A 22779-nucleotide genomic window follows, 5' to 3' on the forward strand; every position below is an offset into this window, starting at 1 on the left:
TCGTGATTGTCGTGGCGTGTCTGCGAGGGCGGCAAGTCAAGAATGCCGTCGCACTATTCGACCTTGGGGCCGGACTTGCCATCGGGCGTGACGTCGATGGCCATCGCCCGCCCGGTCACCTTCGGTGCCGGCCGGCAATCCTTCATGCATGGGTTCTTGTTCCAGAAATGCTTCTCGGACGTCTCGCGATCATCCTCGAAGAACGCCGCTGCATTCGGCATCTTGATCGACGTAAAATTCTTCTCATTGAGTTCGAATGTCTCGTCCTTGACGATATCGTTCATGCTGAGGATGTAAGCCGTCAGCGCATAGACCTCGTCATTGGTCAGCGACTGCGCATTGCCGTAAGGCATCGCGCGCTTGATATAGTCGAACACGGTGGAAAGATCGGGCCAGAACGAACCGACGGTCTTGTCTGGCCGATCCGCCTTCAATGTCCCGGCGCCGCCGGCAAGCACCGGCCATCGACCGACGCCCTGTCCGAATTCGCCGTGACAGGACGCACACTTCTCCTGAAACAGATCGTCGCCCTGCTTCACGGTGCCCTTGCCGACCGGAAGACCTCGCCCGTCCGGCCGCACATCAGTATCCCACGCGGCGATTTCCTCAGGCGTGGCCGCACGGCCAAGCCCGAGCTTGGCGGCGGGTTTTGCTGCGTCACGGCTTGCCATTTGCTGCGCCGAGCTGGGCACATTCATGCCGCAGAGCAGAAGCATCGTCAGCATTAGTGTCAGGGCGTTAGCCGATTTCGACATTTTCAGTCTCCCCGCCCGAACGCACCAGCCAGGTCTGAATGCCGTTATTGTGGTAGATCGAATTGACGCCGCGCACCTTGCGCAGATCGTCCTTCGACGGCTGCACATAGCCGGTGGAGTCGATGGCGCGGGACTGGATCATCAGCTCCTGTCCGTTCCAGTCGAAATCCACATAGAAGCGCACCACGGATTTGTCGAAGACCGGGCCATCGATGCGCGCGGTCTGCCAGTTGCGCCCGCCATCCATCGAAACATCGACGCGCTTCACGGTGCCGCGCCCGGACCACGCGAGCCCGCTCAGCACGTTGCGGCCCTTGTGCTTCAATGGCGCCTGCGGCGACGGATTGGTCACCACCGACTTTGCGTCCATCACGAATGTATGCTTGCGGGAATTTCCATCGGCCAGCAGATCCGTATATTTCGACGTCTCCTCGCGAGTCTGCCACGGCTGGTCGCCGGCCTCGATACGACGCAACCACTTGACCCACAGATTGCCTTCCCAGCCGGGAATGACCGCGCGTAGCGGATAGCCCTGTTCCGGACGCAGCGCCTCGCCGTTCATGGCGAAAGCGATCATGACATCGCTCAGCGCCTTCTCGATCGGCAGCGAGCGGTTCATGCCGGCGGAATCGGCGCCCTCCAGCATCAGCCATTTTGCATTCGACTTCAGTCCGGCTTCATCGAGCAGCACCTTTAGCGGCACGCCGGTATACATCACGTTGTGGATCATGCCGTGCGTGAACTGGCAGCCATTGAGCTGGCTGCCGCGCCATTCCATGCCGGAATTGGCGGCACATTCGAGGAAGTACACCTTGTTGACACGCGGCATGCGCCTGATGTCGTCCATGGTGAACACCAGCGGCTTGTCCACCAGCCCGTTGATCATCAGCCGGTGATCCGCCGGATTGATCTCGGCGACCCCGCCGTGATGCCGTTCGAAACACAGACCGGATGGCGTGATGATGCCGTCGAGGTCGTGCAGCGGCGTGAAGTTGACCGAGGACTCCGCGGACGCGGTCAGCCACGGGACGTCGCGGCGGATCACGTTCTTCTCGAATTTCGAGGGAGTGCCGTAGGGATGCTTGTCGACGCCGTCGCCGAGATAGCGCTGCCAGTCCTGCACGTCCGTAATAAGCGCTTCGGATTTTGCCGTCTCACCCGCGAGCGCCGGAATCGCCGAAAGTGCTGCACCGGCACCGGCCAGACCGGCCGCGCCCAGAAAGCGACGGCGATTGAGCGTTTCGGTTGAGGTTCGATCAGTCATGCGACCAGCTTTCGTATCTCTGCAATACGACGCCTGAATCAGGCGCCGGTCACCTTGACCGCGGTGTTAGGTTCGATCCTGACGGTTGAGACCTTCGCTACATGCGCCGCGACCACGTCCCAGATCGGCGGTCCCTGCGTGCTCTCGTTGACGCTGGCCCAGCCCGAGACCGTGTAGGTCTTGCTGGCCTCGATCGGCTTGCCGGACTTCAGATGGGTCATCGCGGAAATGCGCGATCCCATCGGTTTGGACACATCGATCGCGTAGCCCATGCCGCCCATACGGACCATGTCGCCGCCACCCTGAAAATACGGATCGGGATGGAAGATGTTATCGGCCACGTCCTCCAGCACTTCCTTGATCTGGGTGCCGGTCATCTGGTTGCGATAGCAGTTCGGATAGGTGATCGCGGTGGCGTTGGTGATCTGCTCCCAGGTGATCGCATCACCGGGGATCAGCGTGCCGCCCCAACGGAAGCCGGGCGACAGCACGATCTCCGCATCGCGCTCGGACATCATGGCGTTGCAGATCAGATCGTCGAAGGTGCCGTTGAAATTGCCGCGGCGATACAGCAGCGAATCCGTCTTGCCGATCTCGCGCGCCAGATCCCCCGCGAATGGCGCCCTTACCTTCTCCACCAGCGCAGTCATCGCCGCATCAGGTTTGATGGCATCGGCGAAGACCGGCATCAGCTTGAAGCGGACATCCGAGACCTTCTTGTCCTTCACCTCGATATCGAGGCGCGACACGAACTTGCCGTGCGAGCCTGTCGCCACCAGCACCGTATTGCCGACCTTGACCAGGCCGGGCATCGCGTCATGGGTGTGCGCCGTCAGGATGACGTCGAGCCCCTTCACGCGACCAGCCAGCTTGCGATCGACATCGAAGCCGTTATGCGACAGCAGCACGACGATGGACGCACCGGCGGCGCGGGCCTCATCCACCTGCTTCTGGATATCCTCCTCGCGAATGCCGAATTCCCAGTTCGGAAACATCCAGCGCGGATTAGCGACAGCCGTGCGCGGAAGCGCCTGACCGATCACGGCGATGGTAGCACCGCCGCGCTCGAACATCTTGCGCGCCTCGAACACCGGCTCCTGCCATTCATTGTCGCGAATGTTCTGTGCGAGGAAGGCGAAGGGCGCGCTATCGGCGATCTGCTTGACGCGCTCGGCGCCGTAGGTGAATTCCCAATGGCCGACCATGGCGTCGAGCTTCAGCGCCGACATGACGTCGACCATATCCTGCGCCTTGGTCTGCAGTGACGTCCAGCTACCCTGCCAGCTATCGCCACCATCCAGCAGCAGCACCTTGTCATCGCCGCGCTCGGCGCGCACGGCGCCGATCAGCGTGGCGATGCGGTCCATGCCACCCATGCGGCCATAGTTCTTCGCAAGAGCGACGAAGTCATCCGCCGTCAGCGCGAAGGCATCGGCGGTGCCGGCTGCGATCTTGAAGTAGTTGCGAAACTCGGCATCCGTGAGATGCGGCGGCATGCCCTTCACTTCGCCGACGCCGAGATTCACCGACGGTTCGCGGAAGTGCAGCGGCATCAGTTGCGCATGCGTGTCGGCGACATAGAGGATCGTCACTGTGCCCAGCGGATCGAACCGCAGGATATCGGCCTGTGTCAGGCGCTGCTGTGCCGCAGCCCGCCCCAGCGGACCAAGGCCGCTTCCGATCGTCAGCGCAGACGCAGCCGCCGTCGCTTGCAGGAAATCCCGCCTCGATATCATGATCCACCTATGATCCCTTCCGCTATGGAAGGGTGAATGTTCAGAAGAACGTCAGATCCAGGATCTTCAATTCAGGATCTGCAATTCAAAGTCTGCAATCCGTCAGGCCACGGTCAGCTTGTTGGTTGCGACATAATCGGAGCCGTCGTCATCCTTCCAGGTGAAGGTGAATTCTCCGGACTCGGCAGCCTTGTAGAAAAACGACTGATAGGGATTGGCCGAGATGGCGGGATTCCAGTCGGCCTCGAACACCGTCTTGCCGTTGAAGGCTGCGGTGAACTTGTTGATGATCTTGCGCGGCACGACCTTGCCGGCCGCATCCTTGCGCTGGCCCGATTCCATTTCGTGAGAGATCAGCGTCTTGATCTCGATCAGTTCGCCCGGCTTGGCCTGGGTCGGAACGCGAACGCGCGGGGTTGGTTTGGTTGCCATGGGAAAGTCCTCGCCTGATAAATCTGTTCTGTGAACGAAGCTGCGCGACTAGCCGCCGCAGCCGCCGATCGTGACCTTCACATTGGCCTTGGCCATGTGCAGCTTGCCGTTGGACATTTCGGCGATGCAGACGATGTTCTGGGTTTCCGCAAGGCGCATGCGCGTCGATGCCGAAGCCTTGCCGCAAGCAGGCGTAAACCGGTAGCTAACGACGGCCGGCAACGGATTGCCTTCGGCGAACACATGCACCGACTTGACGTAGTCGGCATCGGTCATCGGGCTTTCGATATCGACATTGACCGGGACCACGAGGCCGTTTTCGGCGATCTCGGGCACGTCGAGCTTGATCTTGCCGCTTTCGAATTTCTTGTCGCCATACAGCTTCTTGATTTCGGCGGCGACGGCCTGCTCATCGGCCAGCGATAGTCTGGGAGCAAGGATTGCTGCGAGACCAGCGATCGCGGCCATGGCCAGCGTTTCGCGACGGGTCTTCTCGACCGACTTCAAAATCATGAGTGCTTCCTCCTGCGGGATTTGAGCAATCCCTTTACAATAGTATCGCTTGACGATTCCAAGTCTGATCTATCTTATCTGGGACATATCATTATATTCTTTTTCTTGAATGTAAAGATCTGAAATGCACAAGTGCCGCAGAGACGGCGATGTGGGAGGGGACAGATGAGGAAGACCGTCATTCGGTCAGCGGCAGCGGCCATTCTGGTACTCTGCGCGGGGAGCTTCGGCAGTCATGCGCAGGACGCCAGCGAGAAAGAGATCGAACGCTATCGCGAGATGATCTCGGACCCGATGTCCAATCCCGGTTATCTCGCCGTCGATCGCGGCGAAGCGCTGTGGAGCGAAGCCCGCGGCACCAAGAACGTCTCGCTGGAAACCTGCAATCTCGGTCTCGGCGCCGGCAAGCTCGAAGGCGCCTTCGCGCAACTGCCGCGCTACTTCGCCGATGCCGACAAGGTCATGGACCTCGAACAGCGTCTGTTGTGGTGCATGCAGAACATTCAGGGTCTCGACACCAAGGATGTCGTCGCGCGGCGCTTTTCCGGCCCCGGCCGCGCGTCGGACATGGAAGATCTCGTCGCTTACATCGCCAACAAATCGAACGGCATGAAGATCGACATTCCGCTGAGCCATCCCAAGGAGCAGGAGATGGTGGCGGTCGGTGAAGACCTCTTCTATCGCCGCGGCGGCGTCAACGATTTCTCCTGCGCCACCTGCCATGCCGACGACGGCAAGCGCATCCGGCTGCAGGGACTGCCGAACTTCTCCAAGCCCGGCAAGCCGGCGCAGGAAACCATGGGCGGCTGGCCGACCTACCGCGTCTCGCAGGGCGCGTTGCGCACCATGCAGCACCGCCTGTGGGATTGCTTCCGCCAGCAGCGCTGGCCCGTGCCGGAATACGGCTCGGACGTACTGACCGCCCTCACCTCTTTCCTGCAGAAACAAGCGGTGGCCGGCGAACTCAACGTTCCGTCGATCAAGCGATAAGGAGCCCGGGATGAAACGCGTTTTGACACTCGCCGCGCTCGTTCTCGCAGCAGGCTCGCTCACCACGACCACATACGCGCAGACCGCCGCCACGGCGCCGGATCCAGCGCTCGTCGATGCCTATATGAAATCCACCTTCGGCAAGGCGCCGCCGGAATGGCAGGCCCGCATCGAGCCGGACGAAACGCTCAAGACCTGCAATGCCTTTCACAACGAGGTGCCCAGCGCGGAAGCCGACAAGATCACCGCGCGCGAACTGGCGCGGGTGGTGTATCCCGCCGACGGCAAATTTCTCGGCAACTGGAAGGAAGGCGCCAAGATCGCCAATAACGGTCGCGGCGGCCAGTTCTCGGATCCGCCTGACACCGTTGCCGGCGGCAACTGCTACGCCTGCCATCAGATGGAGCAGAAGGAAGTCAGCTACGGCACGCTCGGGCCGAGCCTGACCAATTACGGCAAGGATCGCAAATACGATCCGCAGGAAATCAAGAACGCCTTCACCAAGGTTTACGACTCGCAAGCCGTGTTCGCCTGCTCGAACATGCCGCGCTTCGGCGTCAACAAGGTGCTGAGCGAACAGCAGATCAAGGATATCGTGGCTTTCCTGTTCGATCCGGAATCACCGATCAACAAGTAACCGAAGCTGAGAGTGGATTGCCATGACGATGCGAAACGCGTGGATTGCCATCGTCCTGTCGATGCTCACATCATCTGCAGTAAGGGCCGAGGAAGCCGTCGTCAGTTACAAGTCCCTCGGACTTGAGCTTGCGCTGGACGCCGCGCGTGCGGCGCTGAGCGACTGCCAGAAGCGCGGCTATCAGGTGGCGGTTGCCGTGGTTGATCGCTTTGGCACGCCGCAAGTCCTGCTGCGCGATCGCTTTGCCGGGCCGCACACGCCGCCGACCGCGACCGGCAAGGCGTGGACCTCCGCGACGTTCCGCAACAGCACCACCGAACTCAATGCGATCAGCCAGCCCGGCATGATGCAGGCCGGGCTACGCAACCTGCCGAATGTCGTGATCATCGGCGGCGGCATGATGATCGAAGGCGCCGGTGCAATGCTGGGCGCCATCGGCGTCTCGGGCGCCCCGGGCGGCGATGCCGATGAGGCCTGCGCCAAGGCGGGCATTGCCGCGATCCAGGACAAGCTTGATTTCTGAGCGGCCGGCTACGCCTGCTTCTTCAGCCACTCCGGAAATGGCGCCGTCTCGTACCCCTGCTCACGCACGTAATGAAACATCGCGAGAAACTCCACGGGCTCCAGCAGCCCGGGCATACGCGCGACTTCCCGCGCCTGCCCGCTTTTCGCAGCCAGTCCCGCGACGGTCTCCGGAAAGAACTGGATCGTTGGCGTGAAGCGAATGCCATAGGCCTCGCCAAAGGCCTTCTCGCCGCGCTTGCGGCCATCGAAATCCGTCACCTCCCGCGCGCCGATGTGATTGAGATGCAGGATCTCGAAATTGTCGCGGATATAGGTCTCGATCTTCGGATCGGTCATGTAGCTCTCATGCATGCGCTTGCAGGCGGGACAGCCCTTGAGCCCCCACATGATGGCGAAGCGCTTGCCCTTGGCACTCGCGCCCGCCAGATCCTCGGAGAGATCGAGAAAGCTCTCCAGATACCAGTCCATCTGGTAGAGCCCATCATCGCCGAGCGTCGCTTTCGCGGATGCCGGCGCCGTTCGCAATCCGAGCATGCCGACACCGAGCGCGGCAAGCGCATGCCGTCTGGTGATCACACCAGTTACCTCAGACATTCGATCCTCCCGATCCCGCATCACCCGATGGTCCCGAATCCTGGAAAGGTCTCCAGCAACCAGCCTGAAATGCGCGGCATGGCGCCAGTCAAAAACAGAACGCCAGTCAGGACAAGGCCGGCACCAATCACCTTCTCGATAGCCAGCATATGGCGACGCAGCCGCGCCATCAGCCGCATGAAAGGCCCCGAAAACAGCGACGCCAGCATGAAGGGAATGCCGATCCCCATCGCATAGGCCGCAAGCAACAGCGCTCCCTGCGCCGGCGCACCTTCAGCGCCTGCGACCATCAGAATGGCAGCCAGCACCGGCCCGACGCAGGGCGTCCATCCGAAAGCGAAGGCAAACCCGACCAGATAGGCGCCAAGAAAGCCCGCCGGTCTGCGCACCGCCTGAAAGCGCGCTTCGCGAAACAACAGCCCGATCCGGAAGACGCCGAGAAAGTGAAGTCCGAGAATGACGATCAGCAGACCGGCGATGACGGCCAGCGTATCGAAATAGGCCGTGATCGCCTTGCCGATCAGCGATGCCGATGCGCCCAGCGCGACGAAGACTGTCGCAAACCCCAATACGAACGCAAAGGACAGTGCCACCACGCGTCCGTTCGGGCGCCAGCCGGCCTGACCACCGCGATCATCGAGTTCGTCCAGGCTGACGCCCGCGAGAAAGCAGAGATACGGCGGCACCAGCGGCAGAACGCATGGCGACAGGAACGACAACAGCCCTGCGCCCAGCACACCAAGGAACGAGATTGAGGACACGACGGCGGATCCGGTTCTGGCATAAATATTCGAATTCGTGTATGTGTAACACATGACGTGGAAATTGCCTCTGAAAACCTCGTTGATCGCAACATTGTTGGTGATGACTGCGGCGCTGTCGCCGCGCATCGCTGATGCGTCCGAACTACTGATGTTCGAGCGCGATGGCTGCGTCTGGTGCGCGCGCTGGAATCGCGAGATTGCGCCGGTCTATGACAGGACCGACGAAGCCAAGCTTCTTCCGCTGCGCCGCATCGATATGGATCGCGACAAATCGCCTGGCGTCGCACTGGCGTCGCCGGTGCGTTTCACACCGACTTTTCTGATCGTCGACAACGGCCGCGAGATTGGCCGCATCACCGGTTACATGAACGACGAATCTTTCTGGAGCCTGCTCGGGAAGTATGCTGCCAGACTGAGCAACTCACAGCCCAACGCCAATCGTTCCTGATCCTCTTCAAACATTCGCGGGACACGCACGCTGCCATGGCTTCTATCATCCCATCCGAACTCGAAGACGAACTGCGCGACGGTGCGGAATATTCGCCCGAACTCGACCAGTTGATGCGCAAGGCCCGCAAGGCCAGCAATTTCCTCAAAGCGATCTCGCACGAAAACCGTCTGCTCCTGCTGTGCCTTTTGGCTGAGCGCGAACGGTCGGTGTCCGAACTGGAGAACATCCTGTCGCTGCGCCAGTCAGCCGTGTCTCAACAGCTCGCGCGTCTGCGCTACGACGGCATGGTGGAGACCCGACGCGACGGCAAGACGATCTATTACAGCCTGGCCAATGACGATGTCCGAAGCGTCATCTCGGTCATCTACGATATTTTCTGCGCCACACCGGCGCCGACCAAGAAAAAATAACGCCGCCGATCCGGCAGGCGGAGAAGCGCGGCCCGTAAGGCCAGCGCTCCTCACATCGGGAGGAAACCCATGCAGAACATGTCTGCCTGGTTATCGGCGCTGGCTGGCTTTGCCATCGGTGCTGCTGCGGGATTTGCTGTGCGACGCGCGCGCCTTTGCACGTTTGGCGCGATTGAAGATGCGTTGATGGGCGGTGACAACCGTCGCCTCAAGATTTTCGGTCTGGCGCTGGGTATCGCCGTGCTCGGCACTCAGGCCTTGGTGCTCTCCGGCTTTCTCGCACCCGAACACACCACTTACGTTCCCATTGCATTGCCCCTCATTGCGATCGTCATCGGCAGCATCATGTTCGGCACCGGCATGGCGATGGTCGGCACTTGCGGCTTCGGCTCGCTGGTCCGGCTCGGCACCGGCGATCTCAGGAGCCTGATCGTGATCCTCGTGCTGGGTGCAACAGCCTACGCGACCTTGCGCGGACTGTTCGCCGATCTTCGTATTGGCGTGCTGGAGCAATTGTCGATCCGGATGCCGGACGGCATACGCTCCGACTTTGCATCGCTGCTGACGCAAGCGACCGGCCGCGATCTGCGCGCGCCGCTCGCCATCATTGTCGGCAGCGGCCTTTGTTGGCTGGCACTCAGCGACAAACGCCTGCGCCGCGCGCCGCGCCTGCTCACCGCCGGTGTCGCACTCGGATTGCTCACGATTGCCGGCTGGATTGTCACGGTGGGATTGAACGACGATTTCGCGGGTCCGCCGCGCCCGCAAAGCCTGACATTCGTATCGACCATCGGAAAAGCACTATATGTCGGGGTTCTGAATGTCGCGAACTTCGCCGATTTCGGCGTCGGCAGCGTGTTCGGCGTCATTGCCGGTGCATGGGCCGCAGCGTGGTTCGCCGCAGAACTGCGCTGGGAAGCCTTCGACGACGATCACGAAATGCGCCGCCATCTTGTCGGCGCCTGCCTGATGGGCGTCGGCGGCATTCTGGCGGGCGGCTGCACCATCGGTCAGGGCATCACCGCGGGATCGATGCTGGCGCTGTCCTGGCCGATTGCCGTCGGCGGCATGATACTTGGCGCGCGCATCGGCATTGCGATCCTGGTCGATGGCTCGCCGCGCGACCTCATCCAGCGCAACTGGATGCTGCTGGCGCGGAAAGCGCCGCCGTCGAAGTGATCAAACTCAAGGCTTGAGATAGCTCCAGCCGGCTTCCTGCAATTCGATCAGCCGAACCGCGCCCGATGGCACCACCGTCGCCTCGGATACGACACTGATAGCCTTGCCCTCGCGCTTCTCCATGCCCTCTTTGGTATTTCCGCAGGCGATGAATTTGACGCTGGACGGAAAGCTGGCATCGACGATCTGCTTGATGCGGTCCTTCACCGGCGAGGTGTCGTCGCGCAGCATGTGCAGACCTGGCCCATAAGTGACGATCTCGATCTGAACGTCCTCGCCCTTCGCCTTGTAGAATTCCATGACATTGGTTGCGTTGTTCAAAGCCAGATTCATCAGCGCGGGATCGTTCTGATTGACCTGAATGGCGACGCGATGCTCCTTCGCGCCTGCTGCATAAGCGGACAACGTGATCAGCGACAACAGGACGGCTCCGGCAATCGATCTCAACAATGATCGCATCTCAAAACTCCTTTTCAGGGACATACAATTTCAGGGACGCACGATCGTAAAACCGCGCTCTGTCAAATCCAGCAGATGGCCGACGCCGACCTGCACTTCCACCGCATGTGGATTGATCGCCGGCCGCTTGCCGGTGTCCCGCTCGATCGTATCCAGCGTGTTGCCACAGACGCTGAAGCGCACGCCTTGGGTGACCAGACTATCGACCAGCGCGCGGTGTTCGTTGGTGTCGCGCAACAGATCGATGCCGGGACCGAAGGTGACGACTTCAACCGCCACCTTGTCCGGTCCATAGGCTTTCAGGAGATTGCTGGCGACGCTGAGAACGAGGCGTTCTTTCTTCGGATCGGAATCGGACAGCTGCAAGGCGATGAAATGCTCGGCGAAGGGCTTGTCCGGCGCGGCATCCTGCTTGGCGGGCCGTGTCTGCGCAGTGACCGCGCCCGTTGCAAATGACATCAGCGCAAGGACCGACAAACAGAAAAACAGTCCTCGCTTTTTCATTGCGCACAAAACCTCTGACGATCAGGGGATTGATTAGCAATCGCCCTGCGCCGGCGCAATCAAACTAACGAAGCGGACTAGAGAGGATTTATTGCGTCGCAAACACAGGACGCAGTGCCAGGCCGCGGATCGCAACTGCAGCGCCCGCAAAGATACCAGCGGCCGCGACGAAGGATGGCAGCGCGAGCGTGGACACACCTGTCAGCCCCTGCCCGATCGAGCAGCCATAAGCCATCGCGCCGCCGATCCCCATCAGCGCGGCACCTGCCATCGAACGGCCCGTATGGCGCGCCGACGTATAGCCCTCAAGCTCAAAGCGTCCGGTCAGCAAGGCCGTGAGAAGACTGCCGACGAACACACCCGCTACCAGCGCGATGCCGAAATTCAGCGTCATGCCGGTCGACAGCATGATGAATTGCAGCGTATCGGCAGCCGGCGACACGAATGTCAGCGACGCCACCGGAATCGGATCGAACTCATCGGCACCAAGCCAACCGGTCGTCAGCCAGCCGGCGATCACCAGCAGGCCCATCACCAGTCCCGCCACGAGTTGCCCCGGCGAACGTCGGAACGCACGATGCGACAGTGCGAAGACCAACAGCGCACCGCCGACGATCAGTGTTGCTGCCACGCGCGCCGTTGCGTCAGGCAGACCGAGCGTACCGAACAGCGACGGAAGAGAATTCACCCCGGGCGTCGTCTGCGTCCATTGCAGAATCGACAGACGCGTCGGCGCGAGCAGGCCCTTCAAGGTCATCTGCGCCGTGACGCCAATAATCGCGATCACGACCAGCGACCGCAGATTCCCCTTGCCGAGCAACACCAGTGCACGCGATGCACAGCCATTCGACAGCACCATGCCCAAGCCGAACAGCAGGCCGCCGACGAAGATCAACGGCGCCGAGAATGACGGCTGCAGGTAGAGCGACTTGGCGATCTCGACGATCCCAGCGCCGGCAATGAATTGTGTGCCGACAATCGCAACGGCAACCGCCAGCGCGTAACTGCGGATCTTTCGCCCGTCGTCATGCGCCCACCAGTCGCGCAGGCTGCTCATGAGGCAGAACCCGCTCAGCAGACCGACCACGCCGAAAACGGCGCCAATCGCAAAACCCGCGATAACCGGGAGCGCAAACATCGAATGATCCGAACGTGATTTTGAGGTGATGACGCCGGATTACTACTGGCAGTTTCAGAAGCGGTCCAGTTGACGCATGATTTAAGGAGGAAGTTCTACGGACGCTGAAAAACGGGAAACATAATTCCATAAGATCCGGAAACACGATGCAGAATGACTATCGCTCTGGGAGCGGCAGAGATCGCCACACGCGTGTTTCGCACCCAATTTTCGAAACGGCATTTTCGATCTTGCCCGGCTCAACACGGGGCATAGCGCTCAGTTCTTTGGAGGACGCGGCAAGCGGATCTGAAGCTTCATCGATCAAAGCAACACCAAGGGCTGGCTCCCGCGCTCCCGAATAAGGATGGCGGGGCTCGGCGGTGCACGCCACCGGTCGCACGGCCGTGCAACGCTGAGTTCATGCGACTGAGAAAGTTGAACGAAAACTTCTCCAAGTCAGACGAAGAGATCTTGGAGATGATTTTATGAAGCGACTGCTCGTTTTCACGACGCTGTTTCCGCCACTCGTGCTGTTCGTCTACATCGCAGCCGATCAGTTGTTGCGCGATGGTTTTCCCGACATCGGGTTCCTGGCGTGGCTGGTGGGAATTGCGTATGTGCTCGCCGTCATTCCTGCTTGGTTGACGGCAGGAGTGGACTGGGCACTTTCCGGCCAGCCGCTTTACGTGCGGCTCATCGCGACGATGCCGGTGGCTGCTGTCCTGGCCGAGCTTGTCGCACGCTACATGGGCCAGCCATATTTCGATGTGTCCGTTGCGATAGCGGGAGCAGTTCCGGCCGCGGTGTGTTCGTGGCTGTCAGATAAGCCAATGAGAAGCGTGCATGCGTGAGCGAGCTTAGCACCACCGCGGTCATGACCCATCTGCGCAAGTCTTCGGCCACACGTGTTGATGCAGCCGTCCACCGCCAAGTTGTCTATTTTTATAGACAACAAGCCAATGACTGCGGTAGCGTTTGCAAACCTTTCGCAGCAATCACGGGGTGTGCTTCAGTCGTGGCCTACAGTATCTACGGGACCCCTCACGGGCAGCCGGAGAAGGTCTGCTACGGAACCGTACAGACCCTCGATCAGACGGCGAGCGAGCTACGGAAGCTGCGTGAAGCTGGCGTCTTGGACGTCTACGCTATTGGCTTCGATCCCGAGACCGCCAACCTGCGGAAGCCGCCGTCGGACCCCAAATCGAATTAGGCAGGCGCGTTCGGAACCAGGCAAATACGCGCTGCCTGAAGCGAACAAATACCTAAAATACAATTGCTTACAGGATTGCTGACAAGCCGCCGCCCCGCAGGGCCAATTCGTCAACGATGTGAAAATGGTGGGGGAAGAAGGACTCGAACCTTCGAAGTCATAAGACGGCTGATTTACAGTCTCGTCCGACCTATTGAAATCGTTGAGCTTTGTAACGAATTTTCCTCATTCCCGCTTCTTCTTGAACGGCACCACATGCCCTGGACCCGGTCGCTGCGGCAGCACCGGCTGTCTAGGCTTCGGCGGGTCGTCAGGAAAGAACCGTTTCCAGCGGTAGGCAGCGTATCCGTAGAAGTAGTCCCACCAAGTTTCAGTAACGCTGGCGTCACCCCACGGCATAGGATCTGGCTCCCCGCCGTCGTCATCCTCAGGGATCGGAATCGGTATTGCTGGGCTCGCCCACATGATGCCTCCAGGGCCCATGCGCGTATACTCGCATTCGTCGGGCTCGGTGCATTCGTCAACGATGTCGATGAGCTGAACGATATTATCGGCGGAGAAAACCCCGACGAGATCGCGGGTTTCGATTATACGAACGAGATAGGTTGGCATGCCATCTTACCGGCCCCGGTAAGGTCTCCCCTGGGGGCAATGTAGCGGTAGCGGCTGCCTGCGTCACGCGAGAGATTACATCGCGCCGCGGGAGACTTATCCTCCCACCATGTGAACAATCACGCAACCAGCGATAGCAATCGAGTGTTGCACATCCGTCACTGACTCCCCGTTCACTCAAAGATAAGATCACGAAAGAGTCACATGGGGAGCAAACGAAAATGAAAAAACTTCTGATAGCTGCATTCGCGGTTGCGGCAGTCGCTACGGGATCGCCGGCGTCAGCAGCCGACTTGGCCGCCCGGCCCTATACAAAAGCTCCGGCGCTCGCGCCGGTTTACAATTGGACTGGCTTCTATATCGGCGGCAATGCGGGTTACAGCTGGGGTAAATCCCGCACCGACACAACCTTCGTGAACACGGCAACAGGCGCTGTCATCGTTCCACCAGCCGGATCGATCACCAGCGGCAATTTCAGCATGGACGGCGCGATCGCTGGCGGGCAGATCGGCTATAATTGGCAGACCCCAGGCAGCAACTGGGTCTGGGGCCTCGAAGCGGACGCTCAGTGGTCCGACGAACGTGGAGGTTCAGCGTATCGCTGCGCCAACACTCTAATCGGCGGCGCTTGTCTTCCGGGTCTCACATTCCTTCCGCCAGGCGCGACAGGTACGAACATCGCGGTCGACCAGAGCCTTGAATGGTTCGGCACGGTGCGTGGCCGGGTTGGCGTTCTCGCATCACCGACGGTCCTGCTTTACGGCACCGGCGGCCTTGCTTATGGCTCGATCAAGAGCAGCGCGGCAATTACCGGTTTCACACCAGCTGGCGTTGCCGTTGTATCCGCGGGATCTGCGAGTGACGTGCGCATCGGCTGGACCGTGGGCGCCGGTGTCGAAGCGGTGATCTCAGGGCCTTGGACCGCGAAGCTCGAATATCTGTACATGGATCTCGGCAGCTACAGCAGCAGCTATTCCCTTGCTCCTGCCAGCACAGTACGCGCAGATGTCAACTCAAGCTTTACCGATCACATTCTGCGGGCGGGCATTAACTACCGCTTCTGAAGTCCGATCGATCTGTTTCCAGAAGGTTATCTCAAAGCCCCGGCATCGTCCGGGGCTTTTTTTTTGCGCGGTCCCTACTGCGTGACGCTCTCCCCGCCGTCGGTTAAAATTGGATCCAGTCCTCTTTCCGAGCTCAGTGGCCTACTTTGAATCCGCGAGTGGCGATGACGAACCCTCGAATAGCCATAGCGTGTTTGATTTGTGTAGTCTGGATGGCGGCCTTCTTTGTGGCAGATGCGTACAATGACTGCCGACAGCAGCATGGGCCGAACTATAAGTGCTTCCCCGGCGGCCGGCACCTTGTTCGATAACAAGCTGGATTAAATCGTGAACATGCTCGGCGTTCGTATACTACTTCTGACCACCGGATCCGTTATAGCCCTTTGCGCTCTTGGATCATTGGCTTACGTGACGATCCGCGCGGCTAACCCTATCCTCCTTTGGCTTTTCGTGATTACTGCTCCACCGCTCCTTATGCTTGGTCTTGGCTTCCTTAAAGCCGCCAGAGCGCTTTACCGAAAACGACCGAGTCAGTGAGAACAGAATGAAGGGACCACAGTGCTCCTGGAATAGGAGCGACAGACAATAGATTCCGGCGCAATGCCGTCGACAGTTCAAGATAAAGGAAACGACAGGTTTTGAGACGGCCTTTGCGACGCGCAAAATTGGGCCCAGATTGGGATTGTGGCCGAGCGCTTGCATGTGGATTCTCTAAATCGAAAGCGGGTGCGGAAAATGGGCAAAGCGAAGCGTCGAAGAGGTAATGATCCGAGTTATGGCAGACCAAAGCGGGGCCTTGTGATGAGCCCGCCGGTTGAAGTTGACGGAAGCCGAATATCTATAAGGTCACCTTGTCTCCACCCTCAGGAATTGCGAGTGGGAACGTTGCTATGGGACCGACTTGTGTGGCCGTCCTCGCGTGCGATTCACCTTCCCGGTGGACCTGAGGAAGACTTTTTGAAAAGCGTTGGCATCTTATCGCGCCCCGAATGTACGGTTGATGGCGACGTGGCTCGAGGTTTTGTCCAGCAGCAAATAACGGTCTTCAACGACCTCGACCGTCAGGAGCCGGGCTTATGGTCGTTAGCACAAGGAGTGGATTCGTTGTTGGTGCACGGCGGCCAACTTGTCGAAGGGGGGAATGCACAACTTCATCTTAATCGCGCGATCATAGTGCCAAACGAAGACGTTCCACTCGCCGAAGTTCTAGAATTCAAGAATAAGCGAGATGCAGAACTCCAAGCTATGCGTACCGAAATCGACACTCTTGTAGCAGCAGTTGAAAGGTCTGATTGTCCTGATGAAGAGCTAAGGACACATATGTCAGCAATCGACCGTGCATGTGCGGATGCAATTCGGGTCGGAAACGAATGGAGCTTCCCGGTCAGGCTCACTGACTTCAAAATCGATTACAAATTTCGACCGTTGGCAACCTTGGGCGGCGCTTTAACCGGAGTTCTAGGTGGACAGGTCGCGAATTTAACCGCCACGCAAGCAGTCCTCTCAAGTGTCGCTGGCGCAGCTTTAGCAACTTCATCAATACTTGAGCTTTCATGGAAAGGCTACGAGTGGCAAGGCTTAAAGCCGAGGCAAGGGCCGTATCGCTACGTCTACGAGTTTCACAACGAGCTATTTTGAGGATGCGCTTAGATTGTTCCTCATCACCAACGGTCGCTCCGCAGGTATGACAAATCTCCGGGACGCCCGCCCCGCCATCAGGTAAAATGGCGGGATGAAAGTAGACAGTCGGCTAGCAGTGTTTTGTCTCGTGTGTTTCGCTATTTTGATAGCGGGCATCATTGTGGAGAAATATTGGGATTGCCGCCTCAGGACCAAGCTATCCCAAAATGAGTGCTTGTTCACGCCAGCTCCGTACACCGTGCCATAGGTTGGCATGCCATCTCACCGGCCCCGGTAAGGTCTCCCGAGTGCTATCAATAGCGTGCGAGACCGCGTGGGCCACCTCAGCGTAGATGGAATAGGAACACTACTGTGCTCTTACTTCTCGCAATCTATTTCCTCCCTTCGGTAGCCGTCTCGTCAGCGGTCGCTGTGGTCATCGGGGTGTTCGGCAATGCTCGCTGGGTGAATGTCTATTACGCGCTCGTAGGACCAGGGCTCTTGGCAATCTGGGTCTACGATCGAGTGACTCGCGGGCCCGACAACAGCTCGCTAGGAGCGCTTGGGTATTTGATGTTTTATTCTTGGTGCCTCGGCTACGTGATTTCCTTCGGCATCTTCCGAATGACGCTTTCTTGGTAACGTGCGCGTGTGGCCGCCAGATCGGGCCATTCCCTAGTGTCCGAGCCCCGCACTTCCGAATAGCGATCAGTTAGGAGCGCGCTCGACAATTTCGACGATCGCGTGAGGAAGGACCTGAGGAGTGGCCTTTGTCCAACGGATGGCCTCAGCGGGGTTTGCTGTCATCAGATCGAAGTGCCAAACCAGTGGCTCCTTGCCCGCTGGCATTGGTGTAGTGACGCGAACCGTGGTCGTCTGCATTCCAGTCTCCGAATCTGTTGATACGCAGACTTTAGCGTTGCATTTGCGAATCAGGAATATGTCCATGACCCATGACGCCACGTTGACCAATCCCCGTGACGCCCTCCCCGCTATCGGGTAAAATAGCGGGATGCATCAAACTCGTATGAAGTGCCGCCGATGTTGAAGCAGAATGCGTTAGTCGCTCTCGGTACCTGCTGTACTGGCTTTATGCTGTGGTTTGGCCTGTCTCAACTGACAAGTTTGTTCTCAACGGGCCAGTTGTTCGGTCGATCTCACGGTACAGCGGGGCCGAGCCAATTCCGTATGATCACTTACGAAAGCGATCCACTTAATTTCTTGGCTGCTCTCGGCACGGCCGCGGTAATGACCGTGTTCGGACTGTACCTGGGCGTCAAGCTGCTGCTGCGAATCCGGCAATGGTAGGGACGCTAGTGGAGAGTCTTCCTCCTGACCAACGACCGGGCGGCCGGTCGACCCGACGGAACTGGCAAACCTGGACCGCGTTCTAATGTCCATGTTCGAAGAATGCGTGATTGACCACACTGCTGCCCCATCGGAAGGGGCGTCCTGGGATAAACACTTTTCCGATCCCATTTTGACCGACGATGGCGTCGTCTTAGAGACGCTTCGGGACGCGGGAGCCTATATCAGCCGGCTGCCTGATACTGTTTATCGCTCGGAACCCTGGCGGGCGGCCACGCACATGTTGATCGAAGCCGCTGAAGGCGCTGCGTCGATCGAACTCGCCCGCTTTGCTATAGGGCGCGCCTTGGCCCTAAAGGCGCCCGACTCGCAGGAAACAACCTAGAAGCGCGCGTCGCTCGAACTCCCGCGGCACGTCGCCGAGGCCGCCCAAGATCACGGGCTACTCTGCGGCTTCCGCGCCGGCAGCCGGTGCCGCAACTTCGGCCTAAGTAATAATTTGCCGACCTCAGCGATCGCAGATTCCGCTTCGGCCCGGGATGGGAATTTGAGGATCGGCGCTCCCAACGATAGAACCGCATACTCATTTCCGATCTGCTTCACCGAATACTCAGTCATACATAGCTTAATAGCGAAGCTAACTTCCGGTTGCCTCTCAAAACAGAGTCATTGCTGCGATGCGAAGCTGCTGTTAGCGGGACCTGAAAATGCTCCCCGGCATTTTATTCAAATCCTATTGTCACCCACACGATGCAATCCTACATCCCGGGAAGATGGAATCGGTCACCGGTGTTTCGCGGACCGGTTTCGCCGGGGTCTTTGGCTCTCACTGCTATTTAACGCCAACGCAACTTCGCTCGCCTGCTCGAGAGCCAGCTTCTGTTTAAGCATTATAGCCGCGGCGTCTAACCTTGCACGAGACGGCCCGACGTCATGTATGAGTGTGATGGCCTGTTGGATCGTGAGACCATGTTTGAAAGCGAAAAAGTCAGGCGTATAGCCGGCGTCAAAATCGCTACCGGACCGCGAACTCACTGCTATTCTCCGAATGCTTACCTCAAAAGTATGTCCAAGATAAGCGAAGGTCGCTACTCCGAAAATTTCTCGCCGGTATGCAAATTCTTGCGGTCTACGATCGAAGCGAAAATAACTAGCGGCTTCCCTGATCCTCGCCCTCGGGTAAAATGGCGGGATGCACGCGTCGCTGGCTCCTGCTTCAACGGCTTGAGCCTCAAGGTCGGACCGATGAGAAACTGGAAAGACGATATCGAACTCGCTTGGACACTCCGCGATATCTACGCGGGTCGACTGAAGCTCTCGCCGATCACGGAAGATCAGTTGCGCGAATTATTGGAAATGGGACTGGTCGAAGTCATGAACGATCAGGTCAAATTGACGGAAGCGGGATACCGCAAAATACACTGAGCGAAGCCATGGCAAGACGCCCGATTAGCAAGACCTGGACAACAGAAGACATTGCTCGACTAATTAGTCTTGCCGATAGCGGTGCAACAGTTCTGCGAGCGGCCGCGGCCCTCGGACGGCCGGCGACGGCGGTACAGAACAAGGCCCGCGAACTAGGCAAGCCGTTGGTGGGCATTCGAGCGTCCAAGGCTGCAGTACGAGCCCCTATAGAAGCCCAATAACATGCAGGACATTAAACAGAGATTGGAAAAACTGCGCGTGGATGCTGAGGAGTGCCAGCTCATCAGCAGGCTTGCTACCGACCCCGTTAAACGGAATGCATTCGCGCAGCTTGCCGACGAATACCGGAAGATGGCCCGTGACCTTGAGGCGCTCATCGCTTCGGGAAATATTCCAGGGGACTTGGGGATATGACCGAGGCGCAATGACCACGTTCATCTTCACGCTTACGCCTGACGCGTCTTCGGCCGCTGTTGAACGCGTCATTGCAGAGTTGGATGCAGCCTTTCCTGAACACGAATTTCTTGCTGGAGACCCTGACGTCGGCGGCTTCGAGAACACCATGCTGGCTTTGCATAGTAGCGCCGGCAGCGGTGACCTACCCGGCGAGATCATATTGCCAGACCTGGCTCAAGTTTCTGAAGTCAAAATCGCCTTCCGGCAAATCATCGAAGACCTGAAGGGCTGGAAGCCGTCATAGAGCGATAGGGGCCGCGTTTTCGCGGCCCCTGATATGATTTACCAGCGGCGCCCGCCACGCCAGCCCCGGTCCCACCCGCCATAGCGTGGACCATATCCATATCGTGGCCCGTATCCGTATCGGGGCGCATAGCCAGGGGTGCGGAAGCAACGTCCGAAGCGATCGCAAACTAGCCTCACCTGCTCAATGTTATGTCCGACGCCTGCGCCGGATGCCAGACCGAGCGGCATTGCCGATGCCGCACCTGATACTGCCGTGCCTGCTAGAGCGAGCAACCCGAAAACAGCCAACTTTAACTTCATCTGGTATTTCCTGTATTCAAAAGCCCCAGTCATCACTTACCTGTTCCTTTCTGAACTGGAGCTGAGCGCGCCGATCTCCCGTTATTTTGTATGGTTTCAGCACTCTGGCGAGAACACCACGCCTCTCGCGGTGACGCCCTCCGCGCCATCGGGCAAAATGGCGGCATACCGGGGCAATCGACTCATCCCCCTGCCAATGGCTTTACGTAGAGTTGTGACCCTATTATTACTCGCGTTGGGCGTGGAAGGCTTGGGGGTCTACGGGGTGCATCTGCCTTATCGGGAAGACATTGACGGGCTTCGCGCTGTAGCGGTCATTCTTGTTGTTATCTTCCACGCATTTCCCGCCGCCTTGACCGGCGGGTACGTGGGCGTTGACGTGTTCTTCGTCATCAGTGGGTACGTGATCACCCGAAAATACTTCCCTCAAATGACGGAAGGCACCTTCAGTTTCTGGAAGTTTTACCAGGCGAGAGCTAGGAGGCTTTTGCCAGCGCTCTCAATCGTAATCGGAGCAACGGTTATGTTTGGCGGCTTCATCCTGCTGCCAATCAGATATGAGAATCTGGGCCTCCACGGCATCGCCGGATCGTTGTTCTTCCCTAATTTCCTGGCATGGACGGAAGTCGGGTACTTCGATGCCGCGGCCGAAACAAAACCCCTTCTCCACCTGTGGTCGTTAGGGATTGAAGAGCAATTCTACCTTATCTGGCCGCTCCTACTGATCCTCTTTGCGAGAACCCAAAAGAGGGCGATCGCGTTTCTAATTGCGATCGTAGTTGCGTCGTTCATCTATTGCATCATTGACACACATCTCAACCAAGCGACGGCATACTACAATCCGCTCGCTCGCCTTTGGGAACTCGGAACCGGCGGACTTATCGCGATCGCAATCCGGACTCCTAAGCGTGGGACCGTCGTTTCATTTTTTGGCCTCGTACTCATCTTATGCAGCGCGGCCCTTTTCAAACAATCAAGCGAATTCCCCGGCTGGCGTGCTGCAGCCCCTGTTGTCGGATCCGCCCTGATACTCGCCTACGGCGCGAGTTTCTTGGAGCGCCGGTTACTCATACAGGTCGGAAAGATCAGCTACCCCGCTTACCTGTGGCATTGGCCCCTGATCACCTTCACCACGATTTCAGGTCTTACATCTGCGTGGATCATGGGATCCATCGTCATCGCCAGTTTCATTCTAGCTTGGCTAACTACTGCACTGGTAGAAACTCCAATTCGCTTCGGACGTCTCAGCCAGCGGGCGCCTGCTATTGCATCCTCGATGGCCGCTCTCGTCCTTTTGATGAGCGCCGCAGTATGGTTCAGCAGCGGCCTCCCACAGCGCTACCCCGCGGAGATTCGATCGGTAATCGACACAATGCGATATGACCCAGTCGCAGGCGCTCGCGCACAGACGTGCTGGATCGCAAACACTGCGACAAGCGAGTTCGGCAAAGAGTGTAGTGCTGGGCAAACATTGATCTGGGGCGATTCGCACGCTGGTCGCCTTTACACCGGCTTTTCCGAAGATCGCGACGGACAGGTCGCTCAATTCACGCGAGACGCATGCCTACCCTCATTCGGCACAAACTCGACGGTATGCGAAAGGAGCAACAATGATATTGTTAATAGGATCGCGGAGCTAAAGCCGGATAAGCTGATCATATTCGCCTTCTGGACCTATTTGGTAAATAGCGAAGAATTGGGACGCTCGCAGATGAGCAGTCTCGCGCGCGCTGTGGTCGAACTGCGAAAATCAGTGAAGCAAATCGTGATCCTCGGCCCCGCGCCGTATTGGTCACCCGACTTGCCCACACGGGTTTATGAGAACTGGAAATCCTCGGGCACAATTCTGGATCGCATCCGACCGAGCGACGTGGGCTATAAGCAATTGGACAGCGATCTCGCCGCCGTAGCAAGGACCTCCGGTGCTCAGTTCATTTCAATATACAACGCCATGTGCAACGAGGCGGGATGCATCACACATGGAAGCTCGCCGAAAGGCGAATTGATCTCATGGGATTATGGCCACCTGACAAAAGCTGGAGCCAATTTTGTGGCCGACCTAGTCCGAACCGAAGCGCACACTTCACTTGAACGATCGGACCTGAAGTGAAGCACTGTGCCGAGCGAGATTGATCAAACACGCAGCGGGCAGCGATGCCGGTCTCCCTTCCTCGCCCGACAAAATTGGCCCGAGGCCGGAACCTC

Annotated in this window: 27 protein-coding genes; 16 read left to right on the forward strand and 11 right to left on the reverse strand. The window is 58.7% G+C overall.

All coding sequences use genetic code 11. The annotated features are described in order from the left end of the window. Positions 1-53: 53 nt before the first annotated feature. From AB7783_RS12030 to soxY, 5 genes are all read right to left on the reverse strand, one after another. Entirely contained in the window at positions 54-755 is a 702-nt protein-coding gene (locus AB7783_RS12030) for a c-type cytochrome (RefSeq protein WP_441277742.1), read from the reverse strand. Next, the gene (soxC, locus tag AB7783_RS12035) at positions 739-2019 is read right to left on the reverse strand and encodes a sulfite dehydrogenase (RefSeq protein WP_184517995.1); all 1281 of its coding nucleotides are present in this window, start codon (positions 2017-2019) and stop codon (positions 739-741) included. Before soxC ends, AB7783_RS12030 begins: the two co-directional genes overlap by 17 nt. Positions 2020-2057: 38 nt before the next feature. Next, positions 2058-3755 carry a thiosulfohydrolase SoxB gene (gene soxB, locus AB7783_RS12040; RefSeq protein WP_184517998.1) on the reverse strand — a complete coding sequence of 566 codons (1698 nt, stop codon included), beginning with the start codon at positions 3753-3755 and terminating at the stop codon, positions 2058-2060. Between the two features lie 102 nt (positions 3756-3857). Next, positions 3858-4187, reverse strand: coding sequence for a thiosulfate oxidation carrier complex protein SoxZ (gene soxZ, locus AB7783_RS12045; protein WP_089264796.1), 330 nt, complete (start codon positions 4185-4187; stop codon positions 3858-3860). Between the two features lie 48 nt (positions 4188-4235). Beyond that, complete coding sequence (soxY, locus tag AB7783_RS12050) at positions 4236-4700, reverse strand: thiosulfate oxidation carrier protein SoxY (RefSeq protein WP_068732003.1); 465 nt, start codon at positions 4698-4700, stop codon at positions 4236-4238. 165 nt (positions 4701-4865) lie between these two features. Here soxY and soxA point away from each other — a divergent pair, with 165 nt between their 5' ends. Genes soxA through AB7783_RS12065 form a run of 3 tightly spaced genes read left to right on the forward strand, consistent with a single transcriptional unit; the run spans position 4866 to position 6850 of the window. Then, positions 4866-5690, forward strand: a complete 825-nt coding sequence (gene soxA / locus AB7783_RS12055; RefSeq protein WP_441277743.1) for a sulfur oxidation c-type cytochrome SoxA — start codon at positions 4866-4868, stop codon at positions 5688-5690. Between the two features lie 10 nt (positions 5691-5700). Then, entirely contained in the window at positions 5701-6327 is a 627-nt protein-coding gene (soxX, locus tag AB7783_RS12060; protein WP_441277744.1) for a sulfur oxidation c-type cytochrome SoxX, read from the forward strand. A gap of 22 nt (positions 6328-6349) precedes the next feature. Further along, positions 6350-6850, forward strand: a complete 501-nt coding sequence (locus tag AB7783_RS12065; RefSeq protein WP_441277745.1) for a GlcG/HbpS family heme-binding protein — start codon at positions 6350-6352, stop codon at positions 6848-6850. 8 nt (positions 6851-6858) lie between these two features. On the opposite strand, the gene AB7783_RS12070 is transcribed toward AB7783_RS12065, so the two are convergent. Next, positions 6859-7446 (reverse strand): SoxW family protein, encoded by a 588-nt coding sequence (locus AB7783_RS12070; RefSeq protein ID WP_441277746.1) that lies wholly within the window; start codon positions 7444-7446, stop codon positions 6859-6861. Between the two features lie 20 nt (positions 7447-7466). Then, the gene (locus AB7783_RS12075) at positions 7467-8261 is read right to left on the reverse strand and encodes a cytochrome c biogenesis CcdA family protein (RefSeq protein WP_441277747.1); all 795 of its coding nucleotides are present in this window, start codon (positions 8259-8261) and stop codon (positions 7467-7469) included. Here AB7783_RS12075 and AB7783_RS12080 point away from each other — a divergent pair. From AB7783_RS12080 to AB7783_RS12090, 3 genes are all read left to right on the forward strand, one after another. Next, the gene (locus AB7783_RS12080) at positions 8260-8658 is read left to right on the forward strand and encodes a thioredoxin fold domain-containing protein (RefSeq protein WP_175367993.1); all 399 of its coding nucleotides are present in this window, start codon (positions 8260-8262) and stop codon (positions 8656-8658) included. The two genes, AB7783_RS12075 and AB7783_RS12080, sit on opposite strands and share 2 nt — an antisense overlap. Before the next feature lie 35 nt (positions 8659-8693). Further along, a complete protein-coding gene (locus AB7783_RS12085; RefSeq protein WP_068731992.1) occupies positions 8694-9071 on the forward strand; it encodes an ArsR/SmtB family transcription factor in 378 nt (125 codons plus the stop codon). A 69-nt stretch (positions 9072-9140) separates the two neighbouring features. Beyond that, positions 9141-10250, forward strand: a complete 1110-nt coding sequence (locus AB7783_RS12090; RefSeq protein WP_441277748.1) for a YeeE/YedE family protein — start codon at positions 9141-9143, stop codon at positions 10248-10250. Between the two features lie 6 nt (positions 10251-10256). On the opposite strand, the gene AB7783_RS12095 is transcribed toward AB7783_RS12090, so the two are convergent. The 3 genes from AB7783_RS12095 to AB7783_RS12105 all read right to left on the reverse strand — a co-directional run bounded on the left by AB7783_RS12095 (position 10257) and on the right by AB7783_RS12105 (position 12351). Further along, positions 10257-10709, reverse strand: a complete 453-nt coding sequence (locus tag AB7783_RS12095; RefSeq protein WP_441277749.1) for a DsrE family protein — start codon at positions 10707-10709, stop codon at positions 10257-10259. A gap of 30 nt (positions 10710-10739) precedes the next feature. Beyond that, complete coding sequence (locus tag AB7783_RS12100; protein ID WP_244558353.1) at positions 10740-11168, reverse strand: DsrE family protein; 429 nt, start codon at positions 11166-11168, stop codon at positions 10740-10742. A gap of 133 nt (positions 11169-11301) precedes the next feature. Beyond that, complete coding sequence (locus AB7783_RS12105; RefSeq protein ID WP_441277750.1) at positions 11302-12351, reverse strand: YeeE/YedE family protein; 1050 nt, start codon at positions 12349-12351, stop codon at positions 11302-11304. 467 nt (positions 12352-12818) lie between these two features. Here AB7783_RS12105 and AB7783_RS12110 point away from each other — a divergent pair, with 467 nt between their 5' ends. Both AB7783_RS12110 and AB7783_RS12115 read left to right on the forward strand, forming a co-directional pair. Next, positions 12819-13184 (forward strand): hypothetical protein, encoded by a 366-nt coding sequence (locus AB7783_RS12110; RefSeq protein ID WP_441277751.1) that lies wholly within the window; start codon positions 12819-12821, stop codon positions 13182-13184. Between the two features lie 164 nt (positions 13185-13348). After that, a complete protein-coding gene (locus AB7783_RS12115) occupies positions 13349-13543 on the forward strand; it encodes a hypothetical protein (RefSeq protein ID WP_093762076.1) in 195 nt (64 codons plus the stop codon). 225 nt (positions 13544-13768) lie between these two features. On the opposite strand, the gene AB7783_RS12120 is transcribed toward AB7783_RS12115, so the two are convergent. After that, on the reverse strand, positions 13769-14155 hold the full coding sequence (locus tag AB7783_RS12120; RefSeq protein WP_441277752.1) for a hypothetical protein: 387 nt from the start codon (positions 14153-14155) through the stop codon (positions 13769-13771). Positions 14156-14376: 221 nt separating this feature from the next. Between AB7783_RS12120 and AB7783_RS12125 the strand changes: the two genes are divergently transcribed. The 8 genes from AB7783_RS12125 (at position 14377) to AB7783_RS12160 (ending at position 22684) form a co-directional block, all read left to right on the forward strand. Next, positions 14377-15219: an outer membrane protein gene (locus AB7783_RS12125; RefSeq protein ID WP_441277753.1), complete on the forward strand. Its 843-nt coding sequence runs from the start codon at positions 14377-14379 to the stop codon at positions 15217-15219. 801 nt (positions 15220-16020) lie between these two features. Beyond that, complete coding sequence (locus tag AB7783_RS12130) at positions 16021-16857, forward strand: DUF6236 family protein (protein ID WP_441277754.1); 837 nt, start codon at positions 16021-16023, stop codon at positions 16855-16857. A gap of 1023 nt (positions 16858-17880) precedes the next feature. Beyond that, positions 17881-18147 carry a hypothetical protein gene (locus tag AB7783_RS12135; protein ID WP_441277755.1) on the forward strand — a complete coding sequence of 89 codons (267 nt, stop codon included), beginning with the start codon at positions 17881-17883 and terminating at the stop codon, positions 18145-18147. Positions 18148-18232: 85 nt separating this feature from the next. Further along, on the forward strand, positions 18233-18532 hold the full coding sequence (locus AB7783_RS12140) for a hypothetical protein (protein ID WP_441277756.1): 300 nt from the start codon (positions 18233-18235) through the stop codon (positions 18530-18532). Positions 18533-19116: 584 nt separating this feature from the next. Then, on the forward strand, positions 19117-19572 hold the full coding sequence (locus tag AB7783_RS12145; RefSeq protein ID WP_441277757.1) for a hypothetical protein: 456 nt from the start codon (positions 19117-19119) through the stop codon (positions 19570-19572). A 222-nt stretch (positions 19573-19794) separates the two neighbouring features. Then, positions 19795-19986, forward strand: coding sequence for a hypothetical protein (locus tag AB7783_RS12150; RefSeq protein ID WP_441277758.1), 192 nt, complete (start codon positions 19795-19797; stop codon positions 19984-19986). Positions 19987-19996: 10 nt separating this feature from the next. Further along, positions 19997-20272 (forward strand): hypothetical protein, encoded by a 276-nt coding sequence (locus AB7783_RS12155; RefSeq protein WP_441277759.1) that lies wholly within the window; start codon positions 19997-19999, stop codon positions 20270-20272. Positions 20273-20527: 255 nt separating this feature from the next. Next, complete coding sequence (locus tag AB7783_RS12160) at positions 20528-22684, forward strand: acyltransferase family protein (RefSeq protein ID WP_441277760.1); 2157 nt, start codon at positions 20528-20530, stop codon at positions 22682-22684. Positions 22685-22779: the final 95 nt, after the last annotated feature.

Origin of the sequence: Tardiphaga sp. 172_B4_N1_3, from assembly GCF_052076035.1 — a bacterium.
GTDB lineage: Bacteria > Pseudomonadota > Alphaproteobacteria > Rhizobiales > Xanthobacteraceae > Tardiphaga > Tardiphaga robiniae.

Bases quoted from the DNA above. Each gene is read 5' to 3' on its own strand.
- soxB (WP_184517998.1), bottom strand. From the start codon at position 3,755: ATGATATCGAGGCGGGATTTCCTGCAAGCGACGGCGGCTGCGTCTGCG.
- soxC (WP_184517995.1), bottom strand. From the start codon at position 2,019: ATGACTGATCGAACCTCAACCGAAACGCTCAATCGCCGTCGCTTTCTG.
- soxZ (WP_089264796.1), bottom strand. From the start codon at position 4,187: ATGGCAACCAAACCAACCCCGCGCGTTCGCGTTCCGACCCAGGCCAAG.
- AB7783_RS12065 (WP_441277745.1), top strand. From the start codon at position 6,350: ATGACGATGCGAAACGCGTGGATTGCCATCGTCCTGTCGATGCTCACA.
- AB7783_RS12155 (WP_441277759.1), top strand. From the start codon at position 19,997: ATGACCACGTTCATCTTCACGCTTACGCCTGACGCGTCTTCGGCCGCT.
- AB7783_RS12070 (WP_441277746.1), bottom strand. From the start codon at position 7,446: ATGTCTGAGGTAACTGGTGTGATCACCAGACGGCATGCGCTTGCCGCG.
- AB7783_RS12120 (WP_441277752.1), bottom strand. From the start codon at position 14,155: ATGCCAACCTATCTCGTTCGTATAATCGAAACCCGCGATCTCGTCGGG.
- AB7783_RS12100 (WP_244558353.1), bottom strand. From the start codon at position 11,168: ATGTCATTTGCAACGGGCGCGGTCACTGCGCAGACACGGCCCGCCAAG.
- AB7783_RS12095 (WP_441277749.1), bottom strand. From the start codon at position 10,709: ATGCGATCATTGTTGAGATCGATTGCCGGAGCCGTCCTGTTGTCGCTG.
- AB7783_RS12085 (WP_068731992.1), top strand. From the start codon at position 8,694: ATGGCTTCTATCATCCCATCCGAACTCGAAGACGAACTGCGCGACGGT.
- AB7783_RS12140 (WP_441277756.1), top strand. From the start codon at position 18,233: ATGTCCATGTTCGAAGAATGCGTGATTGACCACACTGCTGCCCCATCG.
- soxY (WP_068732003.1), bottom strand. From the start codon at position 4,700: ATGATTTTGAAGTCGGTCGAGAAGACCCGTCGCGAAACGCTGGCCATG.
- AB7783_RS12150 (WP_441277758.1), top strand. From the start codon at position 19,795: ATGCAGGACATTAAACAGAGATTGGAAAAACTGCGCGTGGATGCTGAG.
- AB7783_RS12075 (WP_441277747.1), bottom strand. From the start codon at position 8,261: ATGTGTTACACATACACGAATTCGAATATTTATGCCAGAACCGGATCC.
- AB7783_RS12125 (WP_441277753.1), top strand. From the start codon at position 14,377: ATGAAAAAACTTCTGATAGCTGCATTCGCGGTTGCGGCAGTCGCTACG.
- AB7783_RS12145 (WP_441277757.1), top strand. From the start codon at position 19,117: ATGTTTGAAAGCGAAAAAGTCAGGCGTATAGCCGGCGTCAAAATCGCT.
- AB7783_RS12030 (WP_441277742.1), bottom strand. From the start codon at position 755: ATGTCGAAATCGGCTAACGCCCTGACACTAATGCTGACGATGCTTCTG.
- soxA (WP_441277743.1), top strand. From the start codon at position 4,866: ATGAGGAAGACCGTCATTCGGTCAGCGGCAGCGGCCATTCTGGTACTC.
- AB7783_RS12080 (WP_175367993.1), top strand. From the start codon at position 8,260: ATGACGTGGAAATTGCCTCTGAAAACCTCGTTGATCGCAACATTGTTG.
- AB7783_RS12135 (WP_441277755.1), top strand. From the start codon at position 17,881: ATGTTGAAGCAGAATGCGTTAGTCGCTCTCGGTACCTGCTGTACTGGC.
- AB7783_RS12110 (WP_441277751.1), top strand. From the start codon at position 12,819: ATGAAGCGACTGCTCGTTTTCACGACGCTGTTTCCGCCACTCGTGCTG.
- AB7783_RS12105 (WP_441277750.1), bottom strand. From the start codon at position 12,351: ATGTTTGCGCTCCCGGTTATCGCGGGTTTTGCGATTGGCGCCGTTTTC.
- AB7783_RS12090 (WP_441277748.1), top strand. From the start codon at position 9,141: ATGCAGAACATGTCTGCCTGGTTATCGGCGCTGGCTGGCTTTGCCATC.
- AB7783_RS12130 (WP_441277754.1), top strand. From the start codon at position 16,021: ATGAGCCCGCCGGTTGAAGTTGACGGAAGCCGAATATCTATAAGGTCA.
- soxX (WP_441277744.1), top strand. From the start codon at position 5,701: ATGAAACGCGTTTTGACACTCGCCGCGCTCGTTCTCGCAGCAGGCTCG.